This is a genomic window from Chitinophaga sp. SVR4-12A (assembly GCF_056754765.1).
Window position 1 is genome coordinate 472,732 of sequence record NZ_JBPGWP010000001.1, and the last position, 25,755, is coordinate 498,486.

The 25,755-nt window shown below is 50.4% G+C and carries 17 protein-coding genes; 4 read left to right on the forward strand and 13 right to left on the reverse strand.

Going from position 1 to position 25,755, the window contains the following annotated elements; genetic code table 11:
• Positions 1 to 7: 7 nt before the first annotated feature.
• Both ACR9Y8_RS01920 and ACR9Y8_RS01925 read right to left on the reverse strand, forming a co-directional pair.
• Positions 8 to 3,160: a SusC/RagA family TonB-linked outer membrane protein gene (locus ACR9Y8_RS01920; RefSeq protein ID WP_481211532.1), complete on the reverse strand. Its 3,153-nt coding sequence runs from the start codon at positions 3,158 to 3,160 to the stop codon at positions 8 to 10.
• Positions 3,161 to 3,307: 147 nt separating this feature from the next.
• Complete coding sequence (locus ACR9Y8_RS01925; RefSeq protein WP_481211533.1) at positions 3,308 to 3,715, reverse strand: hypothetical protein; 408 nt, start codon at positions 3,713 to 3,715, stop codon at positions 3,308 to 3,310.
• Between the two features lie 185 nt (positions 3,716 to 3,900).
• Between ACR9Y8_RS01925 and ACR9Y8_RS01930 the strand changes: the two genes are divergently transcribed.
• Positions 3,901 to 5,922 (forward strand): tetratricopeptide repeat-containing sensor histidine kinase, encoded by a 2,022-nt coding sequence (locus ACR9Y8_RS01930; RefSeq protein ID WP_481211534.1) that lies wholly within the window; start codon positions 3,901 to 3,903, stop codon positions 5,920 to 5,922.
• Positions 5,885 to 6,517, forward strand: coding sequence for a response regulator (locus ACR9Y8_RS01935; RefSeq protein WP_481211535.1), 633 nt, complete (start codon positions 5,885 to 5,887; stop codon positions 6,515 to 6,517). The genes ACR9Y8_RS01930 and ACR9Y8_RS01935 overlap by 38 nt, the downstream gene beginning before the upstream one ends.
• Here the strand turns inward: ACR9Y8_RS01935 and ACR9Y8_RS01940 are convergent.
• On the reverse strand, positions 6,514 to 6,813 hold the full coding sequence (locus ACR9Y8_RS01940) for a thiamine-binding protein (RefSeq protein ID WP_481211536.1): 300 nt from the start codon (positions 6,811 to 6,813) through the stop codon (positions 6,514 to 6,516). The two genes, ACR9Y8_RS01935 and ACR9Y8_RS01940, sit on opposite strands and share 4 nt — an antisense overlap.
• 9 nt (positions 6,814 to 6,822) lie before the next feature.
• Positions 6,823 to 8,349 (reverse strand): GNAT family N-acetyltransferase, encoded by a 1,527-nt coding sequence (locus ACR9Y8_RS01945; RefSeq protein ID WP_481211537.1) that lies wholly within the window; start codon positions 8,347 to 8,349, stop codon positions 6,823 to 6,825.
• A gap of 69 nt (positions 8,350 to 8,418) precedes the next feature.
• Here ACR9Y8_RS01945 and ACR9Y8_RS01950 point away from each other — a divergent pair, with 69 nt between their 5' ends.
• Positions 8,419 to 9,621 (forward strand): glycosyltransferase, encoded by a 1,203-nt coding sequence (locus ACR9Y8_RS01950; protein WP_481211538.1) that lies wholly within the window; start codon positions 8,419 to 8,421, stop codon positions 9,619 to 9,621.
• A 72-nt stretch (positions 9,622 to 9,693) separates the two neighbouring features.
• On the opposite strand, the gene ACR9Y8_RS01955 is transcribed toward ACR9Y8_RS01950, so the two are convergent.
• Positions 9,694 to 15,018, reverse strand: a complete 5,325-nt coding sequence (locus ACR9Y8_RS01955; RefSeq protein ID WP_481211539.1) for a PKD domain-containing protein — start codon at positions 15,016 to 15,018, stop codon at positions 9,694 to 9,696.
• A gap of 443 nt (positions 15,019 to 15,461) precedes the next feature.
• Here ACR9Y8_RS01955 and ACR9Y8_RS01960 point away from each other — a divergent pair, with 443 nt between their 5' ends.
• Positions 15,462 to 16,805 carry an oligosaccharide flippase family protein gene (locus tag ACR9Y8_RS01960; protein WP_481211540.1) on the forward strand — a complete coding sequence of 448 codons (1,344 nt, stop codon included), beginning with the start codon at positions 15,462 to 15,464 and terminating at the stop codon, positions 16,803 to 16,805.
• A gap of 80 nt (positions 16,806 to 16,885) precedes the next feature.
• Here ACR9Y8_RS01960 and ACR9Y8_RS01965 read toward each other — a convergent pair whose 3' ends face one another.
• The 8 genes from ACR9Y8_RS01965 to ACR9Y8_RS02000 form a co-directional block, all read right to left on the reverse strand.
• Positions 16,886 to 17,743, reverse strand: coding sequence for a beta-1,6-N-acetylglucosaminyltransferase (locus ACR9Y8_RS01965; protein ID WP_481211541.1), 858 nt, complete (start codon positions 17,741 to 17,743; stop codon positions 16,886 to 16,888).
• 87 nt (positions 17,744 to 17,830) lie between these two features.
• Positions 17,831 to 18,583, reverse strand: a complete 753-nt coding sequence (locus ACR9Y8_RS01970; RefSeq protein WP_481211542.1) for a class I SAM-dependent methyltransferase — start codon at positions 18,581 to 18,583, stop codon at positions 17,831 to 17,833.
• Between the two features lie 49 nt (positions 18,584 to 18,632).
• Positions 18,633 to 19,781: a glycosyltransferase family 4 protein gene (locus tag ACR9Y8_RS01975; RefSeq protein WP_481211543.1), complete on the reverse strand. Its 1,149-nt coding sequence runs from the start codon at positions 19,779 to 19,781 to the stop codon at positions 18,633 to 18,635.
• On the reverse strand, positions 19,763 to 21,661 hold the full coding sequence (asnB, locus tag ACR9Y8_RS01980; protein ID WP_481211544.1) for an asparagine synthase (glutamine-hydrolyzing): 1,899 nt from the start codon (positions 21,659 to 21,661) through the stop codon (positions 19,763 to 19,765). Before asnB ends, ACR9Y8_RS01975 begins: the two co-directional genes overlap by 19 nt.
• 9 nt (positions 21,662 to 21,670) lie before the next feature.
• Positions 21,671 to 22,582, reverse strand: a complete 912-nt coding sequence (locus tag ACR9Y8_RS01985) for a glycosyltransferase family 2 protein (RefSeq protein ID WP_481211545.1) — start codon at positions 22,580 to 22,582, stop codon at positions 21,671 to 21,673.
• Positions 22,566 to 23,699 (reverse strand): glycosyltransferase family 2 protein, encoded by a 1,134-nt coding sequence (locus tag ACR9Y8_RS01990; RefSeq protein ID WP_481211546.1) that lies wholly within the window; start codon positions 23,697 to 23,699, stop codon positions 22,566 to 22,568. The genes ACR9Y8_RS01985 and ACR9Y8_RS01990 overlap by 17 nt, the downstream gene beginning before the upstream one ends.
• Positions 23,700 to 23,782: 83 nt before the next feature.
• Positions 23,783 to 24,943: a sugar transferase gene (locus tag ACR9Y8_RS01995; RefSeq protein WP_481211547.1), complete on the reverse strand. Its 1,161-nt coding sequence runs from the start codon at positions 24,941 to 24,943 to the stop codon at positions 23,783 to 23,785.
• A 33-nt stretch (positions 24,944 to 24,976) separates the two neighbouring features.
• Entirely contained in the window at positions 24,977 to 25,372 is a 396-nt protein-coding gene (locus tag ACR9Y8_RS02000) for a response regulator (RefSeq protein ID WP_481211548.1), read from the reverse strand.
• Positions 25,373 to 25,755 lie beyond the last annotated feature (383 nt).

Sequence of the window (25,755 nt, forward strand, 5' to 3'; positions counted from 1 at the left end):
CGGTGCATTAAAAAGTAAGATTAATAGTGGCTAAGAAACTGCGCACAGAGGGATAAGTGAACCCTGAAAATGCATCTGCATTGCTGGCGGCATTTGAAGAGCTGGATTCAGGATCAAAGCCGGTGTAATCTGTATGCAGCCACAGGTTGTTACCGGTGAGGGTAATATTGGCGCCGGTAATGAATTTGGTTCTTGCCAGCAATTTGGCTGGGAGCTGGTAAGAAAGACTTACATTACGTAAACGTACCCACGAAGCATTTTCAATGAAAGCTTCTGTGACACCCCTGTAAACGCGGCGGTAAAATCCATCCGTATAGTCCCTGCCGTCCGGGCCAATGCCCTGTCCGAGGTATACCGGCATATCATTCGGTTTCCCATCGGCGTAAACACCCTCAAACACCTTGGTTTGATCCCGGTTCTCTGTCATTTTTGAAGTACCAAATGCCGCCATAAAATTGGCGAACTGGTTATATTTCTTCACGCCTTGTCTTACATCGAACATGAATGACAGTCCGCCCCCTTTATAGGAGAATGAATTAGTGATGGCGCCGATCCAGGAGGGTTGTGTATTACCCAGGTATTTCTGTTGCGTGGTGTTGATGACGGGGAAACCTCGTAGACCACCGGTACTGTTGATCAGGATCGGCCGGCTCTTGTCTATCATCCTGGGATCTTCCGTGTCTGTGCCATAGTAGCGGGCGTAGCTGCGACCGAAGATGGCGCCCACTGGTAAGCCTACGATGTATTTCTGTGTGGCGCTGGAGCTGGAATAACCGAATTGGGAACCTACGATCACTTCGTCTACTCCTTCACGTAAGGACAATACTTTATTACGGTTGGTAGAAAAGTTAGCACGTACATCCCAGCTAAAATTCCTGCTCTTAAGCGGTGTTGCATTCACGGATATTTCTACACCTCTGTTCTGTATCGAGCCTGCATTTGTATAGAAATATTCATACCCCGAGGTGGAAGGCAGGGGTACACTCATCAACAGATCAGTGCTTTTGGAAGTATACCAGGTAAAGTCAAGGCCAAGGCGGTTTTGCAGGAATTTCAATTCAGCGCCTGTTTCAAAAGTATTGGTGAACTCCGGTTTCAGATCGGGATCCATTTTGATGTCGGCCCGGGTCCAGCCGATGATGCTGTTGTTGATCGGTCCATCAGTGAGGGTTTCGTAACCGGCCACCAGTTTATACGGAGCCGGATCTTTGCCTATTCTTGCCCAGGAGGCCCTCACTTTTCCATAGGTGAGTATGTTATCCGGGATCTTCAGGTGATCGGTGAATACATATCCCATACTAACGGAGGGATAGAAGAAAGAGTTTCGATCTTTACGCAGCGTAGACGTGAAGTCTTCGCGACCGGTCAGCGTGAGGAAAAGGAAATTATCCCAGCTCAGTGTCCAGTCTGCAAATACGCCGATGATGCGATAACGTTCCTCATATTGGAGGCTGACCACTTTCTTGGCGTTCTGCAGGATCAGCAGATCCGGGATGTCCAGGGTATCGCCTTCTGTAGCCACCCGTTTCAGTTTGTACTGGTACATGTCATGACCCAGTTTGAAGTCAGATGTCAGTTTGGAAGTGATATTGTTCCTGGCATTCGCGATGAAGGTTCCGTTCAGCAAGCGTTTGTCGATCTGGTATTCATCCACAAATCCGAAGCCATTATCGCTTAACGGCGCCAGTTCTCCTACAAGGCCTTTGGGGCCTGGCGCTGTATGGGTACGTGCATCTGAGTAAAAGTCTGTACCAAAGCGATAACTCAGGTCCAGCCATTTGAAAGGCGACCAGGTGGCATTAACATTTGCTATTACCCTGTTTACATCATCTACAAAACGGTTGGAGTATGCAACGTACATGGGATTGTCATTATCCGGGCCATAGTTTTTCTGTGTTCCGTCCGGCTTTATAAAGTCTTTCACATCCCAGCGGGGCGACCAGTAGATCAGCTGCTCTCCGTAACGGTCTGCGTTCACGCGGTTACCACCGGAGTTGATATAATTAACGGAGGCGCCCATTTTGAACTTGGGGCTGAAACGCAGCTCACCGTTCACCCGGGCGGAGTAGTTATTATAATCGCTGAAAGGAATGACGCCATCCTGGTTCAGGGAAGAAACGGAGGCGGAGAATATAGCCTTTTCTGAGCCACCGCTCAGGTTCACGGTGTTCCTGAACTGTTTTCCAGTACGGTAAGCCCGTTTAAAGTTATTGAACAGCTGTGCAGGATGGGAAGGATCCTGCCTGCGGGCCTCTTCCACCGTAGGGCCCCAGGAGGGCCAGAAACTGGTGGGATCATATTCTCCCAGGTATCCCTGAGAGAAACGGGTTTGAATATCGGGTGTTTTATTTACGTTCTCGAAGCCATAAGTAGAGCTCACGTTCACCACTAAACGACCTGCGCGGCCAGATTTGGTGGTAATGACCACGGCCCCGTTGGCGGCACGTAATCCATACAAGGCGGTAGCGGCGCCACCCCGCAGGATGGAAATGCTTTCCACATCGTCGGGGTTGATATCGGCCGCGCGGTTGCTCATACCGCGGGAATCATCTATTCCCGGACGGGGATCGGTGTAAGTGTCATTGTCAATAGGCACACCATCGACAATGAAGAGTGGCTGGCTGGATTTGGTGGGATCCAGTGAGTTGATGCCACGGATGATGATCCTGGAGCCCTGGCCCGGCGCGCCGCCGGTGCTGGAGATCTGTACGCCGGCCACCTGGCCTTGCAGCGCATTGACCACGTTGGTTTGCTTACTGACAGCCAATTGCGACCCGCTTACATCCTGTACGGCGTAGCCCAGTGCGCGTTTTTCCTTTTTAATACCGAGGGCGGTCACCACTACCTGTTCCAGGTTGCGGGTATCCGGTTGCAGGCCTACCTGCAGGCTGGTACGGCCGTTCAGCGGTACTTCCTGTCTGAGATAGCCTACAAAGCTGAATACCAGCGTAACATTTGTGTTTGGAACGGTGAGGCTGAAGCTGCCATCAGGTCCGGTAGTAGTGCCGGAGGTGCCCCCTTTTACCTGGATGGTAACTCCCGGCAAGACGTTACCACCATCAGTGGCGGTTACTGTACCACGTACCACAGCACTCTGAGCCTTTAGCAGGATAGGTAGCATACAGTAACACACCATGAAAATCCCAAAGAACTTTTTCATGAGCGTGCGATTTAGAATATCGGTTGAATTTAATTACGACGTGTGTTAAATATACATAGTAAAATGTAAATGTCATCAATTTATCGTATAAAAAAAGGCACAGATCCCGTGGGATCCGCGCCTTTTACCGATAGTCCTCTAAAAACCTTATTTGCAGTACAACCTTATCGTGTAACTCTTGTAGGTTTTGCCTACTCCGTAGTCTGCGCTTTGCGTTACAGATGCCGTAGCGCCGGCATTCAGTGTGGTAACCAGCAAGGGCTGTTCTTCCGTGTATACCGTATTGTCTGTAGTGGTCACTTTTATTTCAGCGTATATTTCCTTCACTCCTTTTGCAATGTCGTAGTTGCTGGAGGAGGTATTCTTGGCATCAAAGGTAATTTGCACTGAATGCTGGGTATTCAGGTCATTTACACGTGTTTGCGTAAGCGTTATCTTGTCTGACAGGCAGTCTCCCCCGGAAGGGCCCGGGTTATCATCATCTCCGCCACAGCTGGACAGTGCAAGGGTTAAGGAAAAGGCCGCGAACAAAAGGCTGAATTTTTTTCTTTTCATATGGTTGCTTTAAAATTTTGTATCCGGTGGGTCAACCGTGTTTTGTATTGTCGGGTACAAAGCTCTACCATAGCTGGTTGTTATTCAATACCCGGGCAGCAGTATTTTCATCTACTCATAAACAGGTATTTTTTATTTAAAAGGATTGTATGATCTTTAGGGCTTTGCCCATATTGTGCTTTAGTATGACCCGAACCCACTGCTTATTCATCCTTTGTCTTTACCTGGCGCTGCCCTGTAAAGCCCAGATGGCGCCTAACGAAAAATCGTATGCCGACAGCCTGGTGAATGTATTGCAGCACAGCAGTTCCGATAGCGTAAACGCCCGCCTGAACTACCTTCTGGCTGATTACTGGAAAACAAAGGATACCCTGAAAGCATGGCAGTACCTGGAACAAGGCAGGCGCGATGCCGCTAAATACCCTATGATACTGGCGCTTGGCGATTTCTACGAAGGATGGTTTTATTTTGACAGCAATCATGAAAAGGCTGCAGGGCTGTTCTCGAAAACTGAGAAGGCAATGACCCGCTTTAAAGATCCGGAAGCCTATGAGTTCAGGGCGGCATCGTTATACAATTATGCGCTGATGAGAAAGGCGGACGAAGGCGATGCTTTTGTGACGGACATGCTGCTGAACAAGGTGATCCCGCTATCAGAAAAAGGCAATAACAAACAAAAGACCGCGCATTTCTATTCGCAGCTGGCTACTTTGCTTATGTATAACGCGCAGTTCGACAAGGCGGCCATCTATAACGACAAGGCGATCCGGCTGCTGGAAGAGCACTTCCCGCAATCACCCACCCTGGTGCTGGCTTACCTTTCCGCGACCAGCAACTACATTTACAGCGGAAAGAAACAGCAAGCCTGGGAAGCGCTCAGTAAAGCCAGGGCGATGCTGGAAGGGCACCCGGAATCCGTTAACTATCCCCTGTATTATTATAATGAAGGCACCTGGTACATGATGGCGGAGCAGTTTAACAAAGCATTCATCAGCCTTGACAAAGGCATTAGCATGGCCCGTGAGCTGAAGCAGGAGATGATCCTGCAGATGCTGATCTTCCGTAAATACAACATCTTCCTGGAAGAGAAAAAATACGCAAAAGGCAAACAGTTCCTGAGTGCTGTTGCGAAGGACCCAGTCTTCATGTCTGACGTCAATAACCGGAAAGCCACCTATCAACACCTGTCACAGCTTAACGCCAACCTGGGCGACATGAGCGAAGCCTATAAATGGCTGCTGGCCTATAACAAGATCAACGACAGCCTTAATAGCGCGCAGCTTAAGCTGAAGATCAATACCCTGGAAGTAAAATACAGGACGGCGGAGAAAGAAAAGACCATCACGCACCTGGCATCTGCCAATAAGATCGCTATCCTGTCGGCAAAGAACAACCGGCTGGCCGCCTGGCTTTCTGGCGTAGCTGCCGTTATACTGCTGGTGATAGCTGCCTTCAGCGTGTACTATTACCGGATCAACAAAAAGCTGTCGGCCCAGCAGGCCATCGTTCACAGGCAGCAGCTGAAGGAAATCGAACAGCAGCAACAGCTGAGCAATATCAGGGCGATGATGGAAGGCGAAGAACGGGAACGGGAGCGGGTTGCACGCGATCTGCACGATGGTCTGGGCGGATTACTGACGAGCGTGAAGATTGATCTTTCCAGGATAAAAGATAATACCGGCAGCGAAAACCGGCTGCAGGAGCAGCTCACAGCTACCAGCCGCCAGCTGGATGGTTCTATTAACGAACTAAGGCGCATTGCCAGGAACATGATGCCGGAAACCTTGCTCCGCTTCGGATTGGCAGCAGCGCTGAGAGATTTCTGTGAAGGATTGGAAAGCGGTGGAACAGCGATCGTACTGCAATGCTACGGGATGGAAAAGAATGACCTGCGGCCGAATGTACAGCTGACCATATACCGTATCGTACAGGAGCTGGTGAACAACGCCCTGAAACATGCCAAAGCCAGCCGCATACTGGTGGATTGCATACAGGATGAAGGACAGGTGAGCATTACCGTAGAAGATAACGGCAGCGGCTTTGATCCGAAGCAGGTAAAGAGCCACGGCAGCGGTTTAAGCAACGTTCGCAGCCGGGTAGATTACCTGAATGGTAAACTGGAGATCCAGTTTGCCGCCAACACGGGCACCAGCATAAACATCCAGTTCAATGAGCACGCAACAACAGATATCGCTGTTAATAGTTGACGATCACCCGGTAGTGACAGCCGGCATCAGATCCCTGCTGCAGGAGATCACTTACGTGAGTGTTATTGGCAGCTGTTCAGACGCGCAATCAGCAAGGGAGTTCCTGCGGGGACAGCATGCCGATATTGTGCTGCTGGATATTAACCTGCCGGATACCAGCGGGCTTGATCTCTGCCTGGAATTGCGCAAGCAATACCCGCAGCTGCGTATCCTGGCACTGAGCAATTATAATGAGCGGAGCATGATCAACGGTATGCTGGCCAACGGCGCATCGGGTTACCTGCTGAAGACCGCTACCACGGAAGAACTGCAGATCGCCATTGACAGCGCCGTGAATGACCGCCTGTATTTCAGCAGCGAAGCGGCAAAGAAGATGCTGGAGGCGCCTGCCAGGAGCACAGTTCCGCAATTAACGCGGCGTGAAACCGAAATACTGCGCCTGATCACGCAGGGCTGTACCAGCGCCGTTATTGCTGATCAGTTATGTATCAGTCAGCTGACGGTAGAAACACACCGCCGCAATATCATCAAGAAGTTTGATGTTCCCAGCATGGCGGCGGTGATCAAGATAGCGATCGAGCATCAGCTCGTTTAGGCATGATCGTATTTACCCACTTTCTCTTCCATCGTTACATCCTCATCTTTCCTGATCTGCATTTTGATATAGACCAGCAGCTGATTGGCGCCGGCCTTAAAGCAAGCTTCCTGTGCACGGCGGGCAATGTCCATCAGCTGATCATAAGGTCCTTCCATCACGGTTTCAAAGGGGCATACCCGGTAAGGCACCCCGGATGCCTGGATAATGGCGATGGCTTCGTCTACCACGGCATATACTCTTTCACTGGCTACCTGCGGAATGATCTGCAGGGCCAGGTTGATCTTGTGTTGCATATAATACGTTTACTTTTTTTCCGGCTTCCAAATTACGTTATACAAATCTTTTCTCATATCCTTCTTTGTTTGCACGCTGCCAAAAGCGTGGAGCTCTTTGAGCAGTACAAGGTCAACATCGGCAATAACGATCATTTCGGTATTAGGGGTAGCATCTGCTTTGATGCCGGTAACCGGGAAGGGAAAGTCTGAAGGCGTTAGTACGGCACTCTGTGCATATTGCAGGTCCATATTGTTTACTTTGGGCAGGTTGCCTACACAGCCGGCGATGGCTACATAGCATTCCATTTCCACGGCACGTGCCTGGGCGCAGAAACGTACACGGTTATACGCATGCTGGGTATCGGTGAGGAAAGGTACGAAGAGGATCTGCATGCCCTGTTCAGAAAGGATGCGGCTGGGCTCGGGGAATTCCACATCGTAGCAGATCTGGATGCCGATCTTGCCGCAGTCTGTATCGAATGTTTTCAGCTCCTGGCCGCCTTTGATGCCCCAGGCAAATACTTCGCTGGGTGTGGGGTGCATTTTGATATAATGATCAAAAGTGCCGTCCCGCCTGCAGAGGTAGCAGATATTATACAGCTGCTCATCTATTACAATGGGCATGCTGCCGCCGATGATGTTGACGTTGTAAGACACGGCATGCCTGACAAATTCATCCCTGATCTGTTCGGTATACCTGGCCACCCCACGGATAGCGCCAGCGGGATCCAGCTGGTTGAACTCGGCCATCAGCGGCGCATTGAAGAATTCAGGGAATACCACGAAATCAGAACCATAATCACTGACGGCGTCTATGAAATATTCCACCTGTTCCAGGAAGCCCTGGAGATTGCGGTAGTCGCGCATCTGCCATTGCACCAGGCCTATACGCACAATGGATTTATTATAACGAACGGTATCTGCATCCTTCTCGTAGTAGATATTATACCATTGCAGCAGCGTGGCAAAGCCTTTGGAGGCTTCATCATGCGGCAGGTAGTTACGAAGGATCTTTTTTACAAGGAAATCGTTGGAGAACTGGAACGTGAGCGTAGGATCATAGATCTCTTTGTCCTGCACCTTTTCTATGTATTCCCTTGGCGACAACTGCTCAGCATATTTCTCATAATTAGGGATACGGCCACCGGCCACGATACCGCGCAGGTTCAGGCGTTCGCAAAGGGTTTTGCGGGCGTCGTACAGGCGGCGCGCCAGGCGCTTACCGCGATAGTCCGGATGCACGAACACTTCGATGCCGTAAAGAATATCGCCTTTGGGGTCGTGTGTGTTAAAGGTGTAATAGCCGGTGATCTGTTCGTAGGTATGATCGTCGCCAAATTTGCCATAGTTAACGATGATAGACAGGGCGCAGCCTACTACTTTACTGTTTACGGTGACCGCTATCTGTCCTTCCGGAAACAGGCTGATCAGGCGGCGGATAGTATCTTCGCGCCAATAGCTGCCGGCCATATCGGAGTAGGCAGACATCATGGATTCTTTCAGATCAAAATAGTCTTCTGCTGTAAGCAATCTTATTTCTATTGTTTCCGTCATGGCCTTGTTTTTGGGTGTCTATATAAATATACCACTTTTACTATCTTCGCAGTTCATTTCAAATTCCTTATGCCCCTTATTCAGAACAGGGATATTGTTATTGTAGGCTTACAGCAATGGTATACCCCCATAGGCAGCAACTGTAAAAATATTGCCTTACAGTTTGCCCGGCACAACCGGGTTTTGTATGTGAATTCGCCGCTGGACAGGAGGACCATTCTGCAACAGCGGAACGACAAGGAAGTGGCGTACCACCTGCAGGTGGTGAAAGGCCAGGCCCCGGGCGTAGTGCCCATAGCGGATAATTTCTGGAACCTGTACCCCAACCGGGTATTGGAATCGGCCAACTGGATCCCTTATACCCCTGTGTTCTCTGTATTTAACCGGATCAATAACCGGCGCTTTGCCAAAAGTATCCAGGAGGCTATTACGCAGCTGGGCTTCAAAGATGTGCTGCTATTTAACGATAACGATATTTTCCGGGGCTTTTACCTGAAAGAATTGCTGCAGCCGGACCGCTATATTTACTATAGCCGGGATTACCTGGTAGCCATGGATTACTGGAAACGTCATGGCCAGGCGCTGGAACCCCGGCATATTGCCAAGGCGGATGTGGCTGTGGCCAATTCCTTATATCTTACGGATATGCTGCTGCAGTACAATCCTGATAGTCACTATGTAGGCCAGGGTTGTGATCTGAGCCTCTTTACCCCGGACAAGCAGTATGAAAGGCCAGCAGACCTCCCTCCTGCTACGGCTCCTGTTATAGGCTATGTAGGCGCTTTAACGGCCATGCGCCTGGATACGGAGATACTGATGGAGATCAGCCGCCAACGGCCTGGCTGGCAGATCGTGTTGGTGGGACCGGAAGATGAGGTGTTCCAGGCGTCTGCGCTGCATCAGCAGGCCAATGTTCATTTCCTGGGACGCAAGGCCCTGGATGAATTGCCAGGATACCTGCAATACTTTGATGTGTGCATTAACCCACAGCTGCTAAATGAGATCACCGCGGGCAATTATCCCCTGAAGATAGATGAATACCTGGCGATGGGCAAGCCTACTGTGGCAACAGATACGAAGACCATGCAGCTGTTTAAGGATCATGTGTACCTGGCGGCCACGCCGGCCGATTATGTGCCGCTGATCGAAAAAGCGCTGCAGGATAAAAGCCCTGAAGCAAAGGCGGCGCGTATTGCCTTTGCGCGCTCACATACCTGGGAGAATTCCGTAGCGGATATATACAAGGCTATCCTGGAATCAAAGCGTAAATAATCACCGCTGATATAAAAGCAGAGGGCTTATGTTTTACACATAAGCCCTCTTTATATAAACGGGTTCTCGCTCTTAGTTGCCTGTCTTCAGGAATTTACCTGTCCAGTGGAACTGGTTTTTCTCATCTTTAATTTCCAGCATGTAATAACCCGCCGGAAGCTGGCTGATATCCAGGTCTTTCTGCAAGGTGCGGTCGGTCAGCGGATGTGTGAACACCGCCTGCGACCTGCCGGTCATGTCGTATACAGAGAAGTATAGTTTCTCACCCGTACCCAGGTAGCGTACAGAGGCGCGGATAAAGTTGATGGCCGGGTTGGGCCACATGGCCACGGTATCAATGGGCCGCAGTATTTTATCCGCGATTACGTCTATCGTAAAGGTGGTGCTGTTGGCAGCGTGTTTATTATCGTCTACTGTCAGCTGGAAGGTGTATTTACCTTGTTTTAATCCTATGATGCGGGTCTCTGCTGCGTTGGGCGCTTCGATAGCCGCAGTGGCAGGGCCGCTGAGCTGTTTCCATGCATAGTCGTTAATAGAACCGTCCGGATCGTAGGAGTTTTTGCCTGTAGCAAACGCATAATTCTGCGGGTACTGGATCACCTGGTCACCCTGCGTAACGGCGATCGGCGGTCTGTTGCTCACCGGCGGAGCGGCTGCAACGGTGATGGTAACACGGTCTGTAGCAGTGGCGCCATCGTTATCCGTCACTTTCAACTCAAATACGTAAGCTCCCTGTTTCAACCCGCTGACAAGCGTTTCTGTCCAGTCGGCATGCGCTATTGCAGCTGTTGACGGGCCGCTTACCTGTTTCCAGGTATAGGCGGTGACGCTGCCATCGGGGTCATAAGAGCTCCGGCCGTTGATGTACAACTGGTTCACGGGCAGCTCTATACGCTGATCAGCGCTGGTAATGGCTACCGGTGCTTTGTTGACACGCACTTCCGGATGAACAGTGATGGTCACACGATCGGATGCGGTGGCGCCCTGGTTGTCAGCTACGGTTAACTGGTATTCATAGCTGCCGGCTACCAGGCCGGTGATATTGGTGGTCTTGTTTTTCGCGTTGGAAATAGCGCCTCCGGCCGGGCCGCTGATCTTGGTCCAGGTATAGCTGCTGATGCTGCCATCCGGGTCTGATGAGCCGCTGCCATCTACCAGTACGCTGTTCACCGGCAAGGTGATGTCTTTGTTGGCGCCTGCGTTGGCCAAGGGTTGCCTGTTGGCTGCTTTGCTAACGTTAACGGTTACCCGGTCTGCAGCAGTAGCGCCATCGTTATCAGTTACTGTCAGCTCGAAGGAGTATGATCCCTGTATAAAGCCGCTTACGTTTGTGATGCTGGCGGCGCGACTGGCGATCGTTATGGTAGAAGGCCCGCTCAGCTGTTTCCAGGCGTATGCCTTAATACTGCCATCAGGATCGGATGAACCGCTACCGTTCAGCTGTGTGCTGTTCTGTGGCAGCGTTATGTTCTTATCACCGCCTGCGTTGGCGAGCGGCAACTTGTTGGCCGCTTTGTTAACGAACACCGTTACACGATCTGTAGCAGTAGCGTTCTTATTATCTGTTACTTTCAGCTCAAAGGAGTAGCTACCCTGTATAAACCCGCTTACACCGGTAGTGCTGGCGCCTGGACTGGCGATCTTAATGGTGGAAGGCCCGCTCAGCTGTTTCCAGGAATAAGCGGTAATACTACCATCAGGATCTGTTGAAGCGCTGCCGTTCAGCTGTGTACTGCTCAGCGGCAGGGTGATGGTAATATCGCTGCCTGCTTTGGCCAGCGGTGGAGCATTCACCGCTTCGGGCGCCACTGTAACGTTGACCCGGTCAGTAGCGGTAGCGCCGCCATTATCGGTCACTGTCAGCTCGAAGGAATAGGCGCCGGCCTGCAGACCAGTTACTTTGGTAGTACCGGCTGAAGGTGTGCTGATGGCGCCACCTGCCGGGCCACTCACTTTCTTCCAGCTGTAGGCGGCGATGGAGCCATCCGGATCGGATGAGCTGCGGCCGTCCAGCTGTACGCTGTTCACCGGCAGGGTAATGCTGATATCGTTACCGGCATGAGCAGCAGGCACTTTATTGGCCGCCTTGTTCACGATAACGGTTACCCGGTCTGTAGCAGTAGCGTTCTTATTATCTGTTACTTTCAGTTCAAATGAGTAGGAACCCTGTATGAAACCACTTACGGCGGTGATGTTGGCGCCAGGGCTGGTGATCTTTATGGTGGAAGGCCCGCTCAGCTGTTTCCAGGAATAAGCAGTAACACTACCATCCGGATCTGTTGAGCCGCTGCCGTTCAGCTGTGTGGAGCTGGTGGGCAAGGTGATGGTCACATCATTACCCGCATTGGCTACCGGTGGTTTATTGGTGGTGGACTGAATCACAGTAATCACTACACGGTCGCTGGCGGTAGCGTTGTCATCATCCGTTACAGTCAGCTCGTATACATAGGCGCCTGCGGTAAGGCCGGTGGCATTGGTCTTGGCAGCAGCGGGGGCGCTCAGGGCGCCGCCGGTGGGACCGGATACTTTATGCCAGCTGTATTTAGCAATACGGCCATCCGCATCAGAAGAAGTGATGCCATTCAGTTCAACGGTGTTGAGCGGCAGGGTAATGGTCTTATCCACACCTGCCCTGGCTACCGGCGGATCATTCTTGGCCGGGTAAACAGTTACGCTTACACGGTCGGCAGAAGAACTGCCTCTATCATCTTTCACCGTGAGCTCAAACACATAAGTACCTGGTTTGAGGCCGGTTACATTGGATTTGCTGCTATTAGGCGTTACGATGGTTTCTCCGGCAGCCCCGCTGATCTTTTTCCAGCTATAGCTGCTGATGGTACCATCTGCATCTTTGGAGTTCAGGCCATTGAGCTGTACGCTGCTGGCGGGCTGGGTAATGGTGATATCAGTACCGGCATTAGCTACCGGTGGTTTGTTGGCGGCTGCGCTTACGGTAACGGTCACTTCGTCTGCATTGGTAGCGCCTTTATCGTCTGTTACGGTCAGCTCAAACACATACACGCCTGCCACCAGGGCTGCCAGCGTTGTTTTCGCGGCATTGGGCGTTACGATGGAGCCGAGCACCGGCCCGGTCTTTTTCTTCCAGGAATACGTTTTTATAGTGCCATCCGGGTCTTTGGAATTGCTGCCATCCAGCTGTGCCACGAGGCTGATAGGCAGGGTGAATACCTGGTCTTTACCTGCGTCGGCCACAGGAGCTGTATTAGCCGCAGGCGCACCACTGAACTCATAAGCGCCTACGTCGTACTTACCGCTCAGCGGGCGGCTATGGTCATCCATATCGGTGTGCAGGCTCAGGTCGTTCATATCGCGGCCATGGTTCACGGCGCCTGACTGGGCGGTAAGCCTTACATCATTGGCGCCGGCATTTTCAAAACGGGCTTCGTCTATCGTCTTATAGGATAGGTTGTTCAGCGCTTCGAACTTGATGGCTTTGGCTCCCCTGATGTAGAAACCGCTTTGCGGGTAATCATAGGCAGTGCCTTTGGCGATCACCAGGTTATTATAGACCTTATGCCCTACGGTGGTAAGGTCCGCATAGATCTTTATGCCGTTCACATCGGTGTTATATATCGTGTTGTTGTAGATATAGCCGGTTGCAGGCTGGAACTGCAGTTTATCCGTTACATTGATCCCTTCATATTCTACATTGGAAACGACGTTGTTATATACGTAGTTAATGCCGCTGCCGAAGATCTGGATGCCGCAGTTAAAGCCTTTATCCACTCGGTTATTGTAGATGCGCAGGGTACTGCCGCCACCGCCGAGGATACCGTATCCATGCGCCACATTCTTTGAAGTGGCATAATTTACTACCCGGTTATGGTGCACGAGGTTATTACCCAGGTCTGCCATGGAGATCTGGATACCGTCACTACCCATATTTTCCAGGTCGTTATTGTATACCTGCAGATTTTCAATGTGGTGGGACTTCATGTTTATACAGCTGCCTTCGCTGAAGAGGTAATGGGTATTACCGATGTAGAACCCTTCCCAGGCAGAGTTACGGCATTTCGTATCATGGATCTTAACATTGCGCATTACGAAGGAGCCTTCGAGCCATTCAGGATGAGCGCATTGCTGGATGGTTTTGGCCTGTATAAAAGTACCGCAGTCGTGGATGTACACATGATGCAGATCATAGTCGGTACAACCGTCGCCCAGGAAGAAGCCGTACATGATGGCGCCCTTTGCATTGGTGCCGTTCACATCGAAGCCATATGTAATACCGGGAGTGCCGTTGCCCTCGATCTTGAAGTATTTGGATCTGCTGAGCACAAAAGCCCCGTTGGAGGCGGTGCTTCTCACCCCTACCCTTACCTGTCCGCCGCAGTTCTTAATGATAATAGGTTTGTCTGCGGTGCCTACCAGCTTATTGAAATAGATATAGTCATAATCTCCCGCGGCAATGCAAAGCGTATCTCCGGGCTGCACATTGAGTGTCGTCATGACATCCGGGTAATAGATCTGGCGGAAGCTGTTGGCTGGTACATGAATGGTTCTGTTAGCCCGGCTGGATGGCGGAGCGGTAGCCGCACCATCGGTATACTGCAGCATCCACTCATAGACGTTCATGCCGTTCTCCCTGTAATCAGGATCGTAAGCTTTTGTCCATGCGTCGTGGCTGCGTGATTGAAAGATAGTAAGCTTTGCAGCTGGATTGGGCGAAGGCACGTGGCTGTTGATATCCTTTACCCAGCCTTTAGAGTAAGCCACCGGTACGGTGGGATCGTTATCATTATGCAGGGCCCATACCGGCGTATTATCTTCGGCGATCACATTGGCCAGCCGGGGTTGGGGGTCCCAGGCGCCGCATACCACAACGGAAGCGGCTATCTTTTTGGCCTGACCCTGGTTTTCTGAGAGCGCACCCCAGGTAACGCCGCCGCCCATGCTCAGACCGGTTATATAAATGCGGCTATCGTCTATACGCAGTTGCGTTTTAAGATAGGCAATAAGGGTGTGCACATCTCCGGATGCCGGCCATACCTTAAACTGCGGTGTAACTACGATAAATGAATGTTGTTGTCCTTTTACGGTAAAGGAAGCGGGGAAAGTACCTCTTTCTATGAGCCTGGGAGGCCCGTTCTTCAGCACTTTTTCCTGCAGCTTTTTGCCGTTGGCGCCCGCGAGCTCGCCCACGCCATGCAGCACTATTAAAAGAGGATATTTTTTGGAAGGGTTGGCACTATAACTTTGGGGTACTGCCTCATAATAACCGGTCATATTGTTGAAAGATGCCGGCAAGGATCTAGGGACATTCTTCATCTGCCCGATAGCGTTCAGGTAGAGGGATAGTGTAGACAGCAATAAAAGCAAACGGATACGATTGCGTAAAGGTCTGCAACGATGGTTTACGTCATAGAGGTTCTTCATGAAACAATATGGTTTCAGGTTATCGAATGAGATTTAGTTAAAATTTCATCGCATGAGGCCCTGGTCATGCGTGATGAAGATTAAGTGAATAACATCGACAGGTAATATGGATTGTCCCGGGGCGTCGCTACTAAGTACTCTTCTGATGATTCCTTTCCAATATTATTGTGCAAAGAAAGGGTTTTTTATGAATCAAATAATAAAATTTTCCCATATGTATTACTGATAATAATAAATTGTTATTTTTTTACATTCATAAGCCTATTGAAATTCTATGGCTAAGCTCGCATAATAGTTGTAATAGATTTTTTTTCCAGATAAAAACTATATCTTGCGCTTATAACAGAGCTTTGCATTGCCGATTCCTTCCTGACAATGCTTTTTTTACCTATATCCTAATAAAAGACCTCCGTTACTATATTTTTTTTCATTAACGATTGTACATGGCTTTTGGATTTCTGGCTGCCATCCGTAACAGGCACTTTCATTCTTTGCTGGGCAATATTGTGATGGCGTTCTTCAACGTGTTGTCTTTTTCACTGCTTGTTCGGATGCTTCCCCTTACAGCGTTTGGCGAATGGGTACTTTTCATCGGCACCTATAACATCCTTGACCAGATCAGAACAGCGCTGCTGCAATCAGGGCTGATCAAATTCTACACCGGGGTGGAAGTAAGCACTGCCCGTAAGGTGGCGGGAGCAGCGTGGTATATATCACTGTTGCTTACACTGAGCTACTTGGTGCTTTCTTTTGTAGTTTACTTTGCCGCCTATCCCTGGTTCAATGATACCTGGCATTTCTTTATCCGCTGGCTGGGCATACTCACACTGTGCTCGCTGCCTATGAACTTTGCCACCTGGGTATTACAGGCGGAGCACCGTTTTGAGAAGATCGTATTAGTAAGATTGGTGCAGAACGGTTCTTTCCTGGTATTTCTCGGCAGCCTTTTTCTTTTAAAGCAGGTCACTATACAAAATGTGCTGTATGCCTACAGCAGCTCGATGCTGCTGGCCAGCCTGTATTGCCTGCTACGCAGGTGGACCAAAGTACGCACGCTTTTTTTCCGTACGAAAGAACAGGCGCTGGAGCTCTTTCGCTTTGGTAAGCATATTGTGGGCAGCATGGTATCTTCATCGCTGCTGAACTACTCTGACACGCTGGTGGTAAGGACCATGCTGAGTCCCGCAGCTGTAGCGCTTTACAGCATACCGCAAAAGTTCATGGAGGTAATTGAGATCATCCTGCGCAGTTTTGTGGCTACGGCCCAGCCTACTTTGTCTGGCGCCGCTAACCGGCACGACTATGGCGCAGTAGCCCGTGCATTCTCAAAATATACGGGCACGGTTACACTGTTAATCCTTCCTTTCATTATCGGCTTGTTCCTGTTCACACAACCGCTGATCATCATACTGGCAGACCGCGCCTATCTTGGCGCTACGGATATTGTGCGCATCATATTGCTGTCTGCCATTCTCTGGCCTATTGACCGTTTCATCGGCGTTACGCTGGACATGATCAACCTGCCGAATATTAATTTCTACAAGAATTTCCTGAAGCTGATATTGAATGTAGCCTGTGATATCGTGTTTGTATGGATCTATACAGATATCCGTTCCGTTGCGTTAGCCTCGCTGCTGAATGTAATATTTGCAGTGGGCTTCGGTTACTACTTCCTGAAACGGCGCCTGGATATAAGCCTGCGCGATGTGTGGGACCTGGGCTGGCAGGAAAGTAAAAGGCTGCTGGCAAAGGTAAAGAGAGAGAAAAAGGAACCGGTGGAAGTATAATAACGGTTTCCATATACGAAAGCCGGATGTGACGAGTGATCACATCCGGCTTCTTTATTTGTTCTTGTCTGGTAACAACCTTACAGCTGCACCGTGCTGAAACTTTCATCTAACAGGTCCATTACTGCGGCGCCTTTTTCCATATCAAACTTGCGGGCAAAGAGCTTACCGGAGGCCATCAGGGCCCCGATGTCTTCCACGCCGAATGTTTTCGGATGTTCCAGTCCGGCAGCCCAGTCTATGTAGTGCAGGTTATCCATGCTCACCTTTTCACGGTAATCACTGTTCATGAGAATCGTCTGGATCAGGAACTCATCTGAGCCCCAGGTGAATTTAAAGAAGCGGCGCAAAGCGGGATGCGTTCGTTCAAACTGCAGGCAGTATGCCACACAGTCTGGTGTAAGCGTCCACCAGGCGGAGCCGCAGTACAGCTTGAAGCCAAGAGGCGGCTGTCGTTTGGGCATGAGGGCAGTTAACAGGTTGCCGAACTTATACTTGCCGGGGAAATTATATTCTACAAAATGATAGTTGTTCATTTTGCTCATCATGGGCGCCAGCGCCGTATCGGAGATCACGTTGAGGAACTGTTGGCCGCTGTCGCTCCTGGCGATGAGATAATCGTAGATAAAGGCAGCGGGCTTGAGGATATAATCCTGCCCGCTCAGTAAGGTGATATAAGCATAGGGTTCCTTACTGTCCATCACCGCCTGCATACCGTTGAGGGTAGCCTGTAGGATGCTCCATCCGGCCCAGGTCACTTTTACCCTTTGCTGTACGGTGTATACCTGCGGCAGCGAGAGCGCGTCTTGCCAGTGAGACAGGTCACACTTGGCGTCTACATGCACATAACAATCGATACCCGGATGCGACAAAGCCTGCAGCAATCGTTTCAGCTGTGCAGGATGCCGGTGAGCCAGTATAATAAAGGCGATCTTCATATAGCTACAAGTTTCAAGCTCCAAGCTACAAGCTGTAAGCCACCGCTTTCAAGGCTTGCGGCTTGTAGCTTGCAGCCTGCGGCTTTTCTACGCTTTTCTCCATACGGTGTTGAAACCGCCGGTACAACCTACGGGCAGCAATTCAGCCACCTTACAGTCAAGCGCCTGCAGGAATTTGATACGTTTGGTGAACAGGGAAAAAGGGAATACGTCTTCCACGAAATTGGTCTTGGCGATCTGCACTATTTTAAAGTCGTGCGCGGCGGCCAGTTCCTGCAGGTCTTTACAGGTAAAGAACTGTACGTGGTCCAGGTTATCTGCCTGCGACTGTACGGTAGTACCTTTAAAGCCAAGTGAGCTTTTCACACTATTGATGAAAGACCAGAGCTTTGGGTTATTGCGCGCCTTTAACATGGGTTTGGTCACACATACTTCACGGGGGCCTTTGCCGTTGGGCACTGTTACGATCAGCACGCCTTCCGGCTTCAGGGATGCATAAATTGTTTGCAGCAGTAAGCCCGGCTGGTGCAGGTGCTCAAGCACTTCACTGCATATTACGGCATCATATTGCTGTCCCTGTGCAGTTAAGGCTTCTGCGCTTACCGCTTCAAAGTGAACGTTGGGCAGCTTGTTCTTCGAACGCGCTACATCAATTGTTTTCTGGCTGATATCTATCCCCAGCACTTCATAGCCAAACTGTCCGAGGTGGCGGCTGATAACGCCGTTACCACAGCCTACGTCCAGCACCCGTGCCCGTGCGGGAATGCTCTGCTGCAGGCAGGCAGCGATGAAGTTGAGGCGTTTAATGTCTGCAATCCGTTCGTATTCGTAGGTGATCATAAAAAATAAAACAGCTTTTAGCTTTTAGCAGTTGGCCCTTAGCTAAAAGCTAGTGGCTGGCTGCTAATAATTTATTATAAATAGCTTCAATGTTGCGCGTCATACCGGTTACGTTATAAGTAGACCGGATGGTATCCATCGCCTTTTGCTGCAGGCGCTTTCTCAGGGAGAAGTCCCGTGCAAGGCGTAGAATAGCGTTGGCCAGTGCAGCGCTGTCCGACGGTGGCACCAGCAGCCCGTTATGTTCATGATCAACTGCTTCACGGGTGCCATCCACATCGCTGGCCACTACCGCTTTGCCCATGGCCATGGCTTCCAGTACGCCGATGGGAAATCCTTCCCAGAGAGAAGGCAGGCAATAGATGTCCATTGCGCTGAGCACGGCCGGTACATCCTGCCGGAAATCCTGGAACACCACGCGGTCACTGATGCGCAGCGATGCAGCGGTATCCCGGGCGCTTTGCTGCAGCTCACCTCCTCCTACCATGAGCAAGGTAATATCCGGTAGCTGGGCAGCCACACTGGCAAAGGCTTTGATCATGCCAACCGGATCTTTCTGCAGGGTCATGCGGGCAATATAACCTACCACCAGGTGGTTAGCCGGAATTCCGCAGGCAGCCTTTATATCAGGGTAGGCTGCGGACGGATTAAATTTCTGCGGGTTCACGCCGTTCCGGACCACTTCTGCTTTAAAGCCGCCGAATGCCCGCAGGCCTGTCTGCCGGTTGGATTCAGACACGCAGATATTTACCTGCGCTTTGCGGGTGATGTATCTCTCTGCCGCAATGCGGGCGTGCTTCATCACCGGGTGCAGTCCTTCATGGAAAGACCAGCCGTGAATGGTGTATACCAGCGGCAGCTGCAGGGAGCGCGCCGCCCATAATACGTTGGTATTGGCGCGGGTGCCATGCACGTGCACGATGTCTATCTGCTGCTGCAGCATGAAGCGTTTTACCTGCTTCCAAACGGTAATATCAAATGCTTTTTCGCTTTCGATCACGTGGGCCGGCACCTGCATTTGTTGCAGTGCAGTGATCATTGGCCCGTCTGTAAAGGCCAGCACCAGCGGATCGAATTTTGTGCGGTCCAATGTAGCCACCAGGTCGAGTACATGGCTCTCCCCACCGCCGATCTTTCCCTGGCGGATGGTTTGCAGCACACGTATTTTTCTTTCCTGTGTCATAATTTCTCTATCCATCTGTTATACCATAGCTGGAATATGAGAATATTCCACAGTTTCTGATGACTAATATTACCGCTTGTCAGGAACCTGTCCAGCAGTTGCTGTACATGTGGAGCATTGAAAAGCCCCGTTTTGTTCAGCCTGTCGGGGGCCAGGTAATACTGCATCTGTTCGCGCAGCTCATCCCGGAACCATTCCTGCAGGGGTGCGATGAAAGGCCGTTTGGGGCGGTCCATAAGGGAGGGTGGGATGTATTTGTGCACGATCGTCTTCAGTATATATTTATTTACATTGTCCTTTACTTTGAGTGAAGCAGGCACCTGCGCCAGGAATTCCACCAGGCGGTGGTCGAGCATCGGTTCCCTGCCTTCAATGCTTACGCTCATGGTAGCCCGGTCTACCTTTACCAGGTTGTTGTCTACCAGGAAGGTCTTATAATCCATGGCCAGCAGCTTATTCAGCGGGTCGTTCACTTCATTGAGCTCACCATTCAGGTCAAAAGAGGTCCGGTATTTTTCCGGTCTTACCTGCAGGTAGTGCTGCGTTTCAGTTTCGGTCAGGTACTGGCTGATGTATTTCAACGCGTATTGCGGCTGGCCGGCGCCCCATATGAGCTTCATCTTCTCGTAGCGGGAAGCGAAATTGTATTTCCTGTTGAAATACGGGATCATTTCAGGGTTCAGTACCGACATGGTATGACTGAGCATCCGTTGTAACCGTTTTGAGAAACGGGTATAGCGTAAGGCCTGGTTGAATTTATTGTAGCCGGCAAAGATCTCGTCGCCGCCGTCGGCAGAAAGCGCCACCTTTACCTGGCGGGCGGCCAGTTTGCTTACCAGGGTGGTAGGCACGGTAGAGTTATCGGCAAAAGGCTCGTCGTAGATCTCGGGCAGGTGCTCCAGCACATCCAGCGCATCTTTAGGGCCTACGATCCATTCTGTATGATCAGTGCCCAGGTGACGGGCTATCTTCTTAGCTTCTGCGGATTCGTCCCATTGTTTTTCCTTGTACCCGATGGTGAAGGTTTTGATACGGCTGCCCGAACCGGCCTGCAGGATGGCGGCCACGCTGGCGCTGTCATAACCGCCGCTGAGGAACACGCCCACCGGCACGTCTGCCACCATGCGGTAGTTATAAGCGCTCTTCATGAGCATTTCGGTATGCTGGATCACTTCATGCTGGGAGAGGTTGGTCAGTGGCTGGTTGTAAGCATCCAGCACGTTCCAGTAAGAACATTCCTGCATCTCTTTCCTGTTGAGGCTTACCGTCAGCAGATGGCCCGGCTTCAGCTTGCGGGTCTGGCGATATACGGTATAAGGTGCGGGAATGTAACTGTATTGCAGGAACAGCGATACACTGTTCACATCAATTTCCTTTTCAAACTGCGGGTGCTCGCATAAACCTTTGAGCTCGGAGGCAAAGAGCAGCACGTTACCATCCCAGAAATAGTAAAGGGGTTTTACGCCTGCCCTGTCGCGGCACAGTATCACTTTATCCTGCCTTTCATCGTAGATCACGAAGGCGAACATGCCGATGCATCTGTCCAGCACCTGTTCTTTCCAGGCATCATATCCTTTCAGCAATACTTCTGTATCGGAACCGGAATGAAAGGTGTAACCTATTTTTTCCAGGTCCTTCTTTATCTCTTTGAAGTTATATATTTCGCCATTAAAGATGATGGTGTAATGTCCGAAACGCATAGGCTGATGGCCGCCGCTGGACAGATCCAGGATAGACAGCCGCCTTTGGCCCAGCCCGATGTTCGCAGCCGGATGCCCGAACACTTCGTAGCCGGCGTCGTTCGGGCCGCGGTGCAGCATCACATCAGTCATGCGCTGCAGGATATCTGTTCCTGATTTTTTGGTAAAATCAATAAACCCAGCAATTCCACACATGTCGTTTAATTAAAGTGTTTGTAAATTTTTTACGTTCCAGTAAATACCTCTCCAGAATGCTTTCAGGTGGGTATCTTCCCTTTTAAGCAGAAACTGCAGGGTATTTTTCGGCACCGTAAAACAAATGAAATACAGTATGAACACCAGGCGGGCGGGCAGGCGCACGTTGCGGCGCATGAACAGGATCCGGTTCCTGGTGATATAGTATGTTTTAAGCGGGCTGTTTTTGCCCGTGGTCATAGATTCCTTATGGTAGATCAGTGATTTGTACTGGTAGTAGATCTTGTATCCTTTGCGGCGAAACTGCTCGCACCAGTCGAACTCTTCGTAATACAGGAAATACAATTCAGGCATGAGGCCTACCTTATCCAGCGCTTCCCGGCTGATCATCATGGCGCCGCCATGTGCATAGGGCGTTGAGCTGACGGCGTCGTATTGTCCCTGGTCTTTCTCGCGGCAGCCGATCATGCTGTTGCGGCCGGTGAACATGTCCACGGAATGATAGCCGGCATACTCAATAGTGCCCTTGTGAAAGTAGTAATGGAATTTGGGACTGGCCACGCCTGCATCGGGATAGCTGGCAAATACTTCCAGTAATCCTTCTATGAGCCCTTCCGTGAATTCAGTATCGTTGTTCACGAGGAAGAGGTAGTTACCGGCGGCGGCCTGGATGCCGAGGTTGTTCCCTCCCGCAAAACCGCGGTTCTCTTCACTGCGGATCACTTTCACGGTAGGAAAGCGGTTAATGATCTCCCTGGTAGGATCTTCTGTTGAAGCATTATCCACGACTATCACTTCGAAGCGCGGATAGCTGATTTGCTGCAGGGATGCCAGCAGTTCACAGGTTACAGCCGTATTATTATAATTGACGGTGATGATAGAAACCAGTGGGTGATATGTCTGTTTATTTGCCTGCAACATCTAACAAGGGATTGTCTATCTCTGTTTTGGTATGTTTGGTATGTATAAAACGGTTGTTGGCGCCTTTGAGGCGGAACAGCAGCATTACCATGATGAATGCCGCACGCGGGAGCCCCAGCAATGCGGTAAGCAGGTAACGGCTGAAGAACCGGCCCGGGATGGGCAGCAGCAGGCTGACGCAGTTGCATACCCAAAGGGCTATCCACCAGGCCAGCGGCAACAACAGATACTGGTGCAATGCGATATACAGCAGCGTAACCAGCGTAACGGCTACCACCAGCAAGAGCCGGGGCAGCAGCAGGTTCTGGCATACTGCCAGGTTAAAGTAATCGATGTTGCCCCTGAACAGTTCATGCCATCCTTTTTTCCAGTAATGACGCAGGTACACCAGCTGACTGGATAACCAGCGCCTGCGCTGGTGCTCAAAAGTTTCGGCCTGCTCTACCTTTTCATCAAACACCTGTGCATCTTCCAGGTAGTAAATGGCGTGACCTTTTGAGATGACCATTAGCTGCAGCACTTTATCAAAACCTCCGGTAGCATCTATCTCCTGCATGATATTTTTTATCAGCGGGTAATGGAAGGCCATGCCGCTGCCGATCACGGAAGAAGACAAGCCCAGGGCGTTGGCGCCTTTGCGGTAGATGTGGTTGGCAATGATCTCATTGGCCGCATCCAGCACAGCAAAGGGTGTGTTCAGGTTCTTGGCTACCCGCCGGGCCTGTATGGCATACTCTCCTGCCTGGAAAGCCTGGTTTACGAGCAGCAGAAAATCTGCCGCCAGCATATTATCCGCATCACAGATCAGGGCCAGGTCGTAATGGTCGCCCAGCTGGGCAAAAGCGGCATTCAGCGATTTTGCCTTGGTGCTTTTGTCGAATGAAACGGGGACGACTGTAACGCCGGATGCGCGCAGTTGTTGCAGCGTTTCAGGCTGCAGCGAGTCTGCGATCACAATCACTTCATATTGTCCGGAAGGGTAGTTCAGCCTGGTATAGCTCTGCGCAGTGGACAGGATGATAGAGTCCTCTTTATAGGCCGGTATCAGGATGGCCATTTTAGCATAAGGGCCCTCTGCCGCAGCCGGCAGATGTTGCGTATTTTTTTTACGCTGCATCCGTCCTGCGATGGACAGTATCAGGTTGTAAAGTATGCATCCGGCTAAGTAGGAAAATAAAATAACTTCAATAACAGCTGTCATTATACGTTATCTTTTTGTACGAGCGCAAAGGGTGTGTTCACCATCAACCACATGTCGTAGGCGAAGTTGTGCCGGTGCGCGTAATTAATATCAAGACTGATCCGCTCTTCAACAGACATATCTTTTTTACCACGTTTGCTGATCTGCCACAGGCCGGTGATACCGGCGGGCGCCAGGAAACGTTCTGCCCAATCGTCGGTGGTAAGCGTAGCGGCTTCATAGAGCGGCAGCGGACGGTTGCCTACCAGCGACATATCTCCTTTCAGTACGTTGAACAACTGGGGCAGCTCGTCAAGGCTGGTATTGCGTAAAAAGCTACCCAGGCGGGTTACGCGGGGATCGTTGGACACTTTGAAGAACATCGGGCCGTTACCGTTGCCATTGTATTGGTTCTGGGCTTTGAGCACATGCAGCTGTTTGTCTGCATCCGCCACCATGGTCCTGAACTTATAAAACCGGAACATGCGGTAATTCTTACCGGCCCTGGAAGAAGTATACAAAACCGGGCCTTTCCCTTCCAGCTTTATCAGCAGGGAGATGAGCAGCAACACCGGCAGCAGCAGCAGCAGCAGGGTACCGGCTACCAATACGTCAAAGATCCTTTTGGCAGCACGGTTCATGGGAGTACTATGATAAGTAACGCCGGGAGCTTCAGGCGTTTTGGGCACAAAGAGATGCATACGCTTGAACTTGCTCACGAAGTTCACTTTATCTTCCAACCGGTTGATGAGGCAGTCGCGGGTAATGATCTCGTCGATGAACACATATTTCTTTACGAAGGTGCGCAGGGTATCTGACAACTGATCCGTATACAGGAAAAACGGGATTGAGCGCAGCACCTGGTGCTCTTCAAAATAGGTTTGCCAGCTGGCCAGATCTGTTTCATAACTGCTGTTGAAACGATAGATGATCACAGCAGGGATCTTCCGGTACACGTTCAGCAACTGATCAATTGCCTCCTGTGCATCGGCCACATGATCTGCCGTGAGGTACTTGAAATCCCCCGGTTCCTGGGGCATTTCTACAACGTTGTGGCCTATGAACAACGCTATCTTCTCATCCGAGATATGACGGATGATCGTAGTGTTAGGCTTACCTGATGTTGCACTCCTGACAATCGTGGCAGTAGTCGAAAAACTAGGTGTAATCGTTGTCTCCATATCTTTTAGTTGCAATTAGCTTTGGTAAAGGGATTACGACAAGGTTTCGGTCAGCTGACCGTTCAGCATACAGGCGATCTTCTCGAGCAATTTTACCGGATCAAACGGTTTATGCATTACCGCCTGTACGTTATTGTAACGTGCCATCAATGTTTCTGGCGCTGCATTGGCTATTTCACCGGAGAGCACGAGTACAGGAATGTCTTTATATAAATAACTGGCAGATAAATGTTCCAGCAGTTCCCAGCCATCAATGTTGGGCATGCGCAGGTCTGTAACGATCAGGTCTGCAGTATTACCGCCCGACAGCCAGGCCATGGCGTCAAGGCCGTCTCCCACCGCTACTACAGCATAATGCCTGCTCAGTATTGCTTCCAACAATATTCTTATTGGCTTGCTGTCATCTATTATTAAAACTTTCTTTTTCATTACTACCTTCTTTTTCAATAAAACTTGAACTTTTAAACACAACACCTAAGCAAAAACGCACAGCTATGCCATAGGTATAAGAAGGCTTTAGATGGATAAGGTCAAAGAGAACTGAAAATGTACGGTAGCTTTTCAGGGGATATGATGATCGATAGAGGGATTAACTAACTGTAATTTAAGGTATCCTCAATAAATTATCAAAGGTTCCTCAATAAAATAACACTAGTTGACCAGGTTTTTCTCAGCATAGTTTCAATCAGAGAGAAAATTGCTACAATGCTTCGAATGGATGTAAAATTATAATACTTTGTTAATTAACCAGACAGTATTTCGTAAACGGTATATTTTCCCGGGTGAATGCAAGGAAAACGAAGGTAAACGAG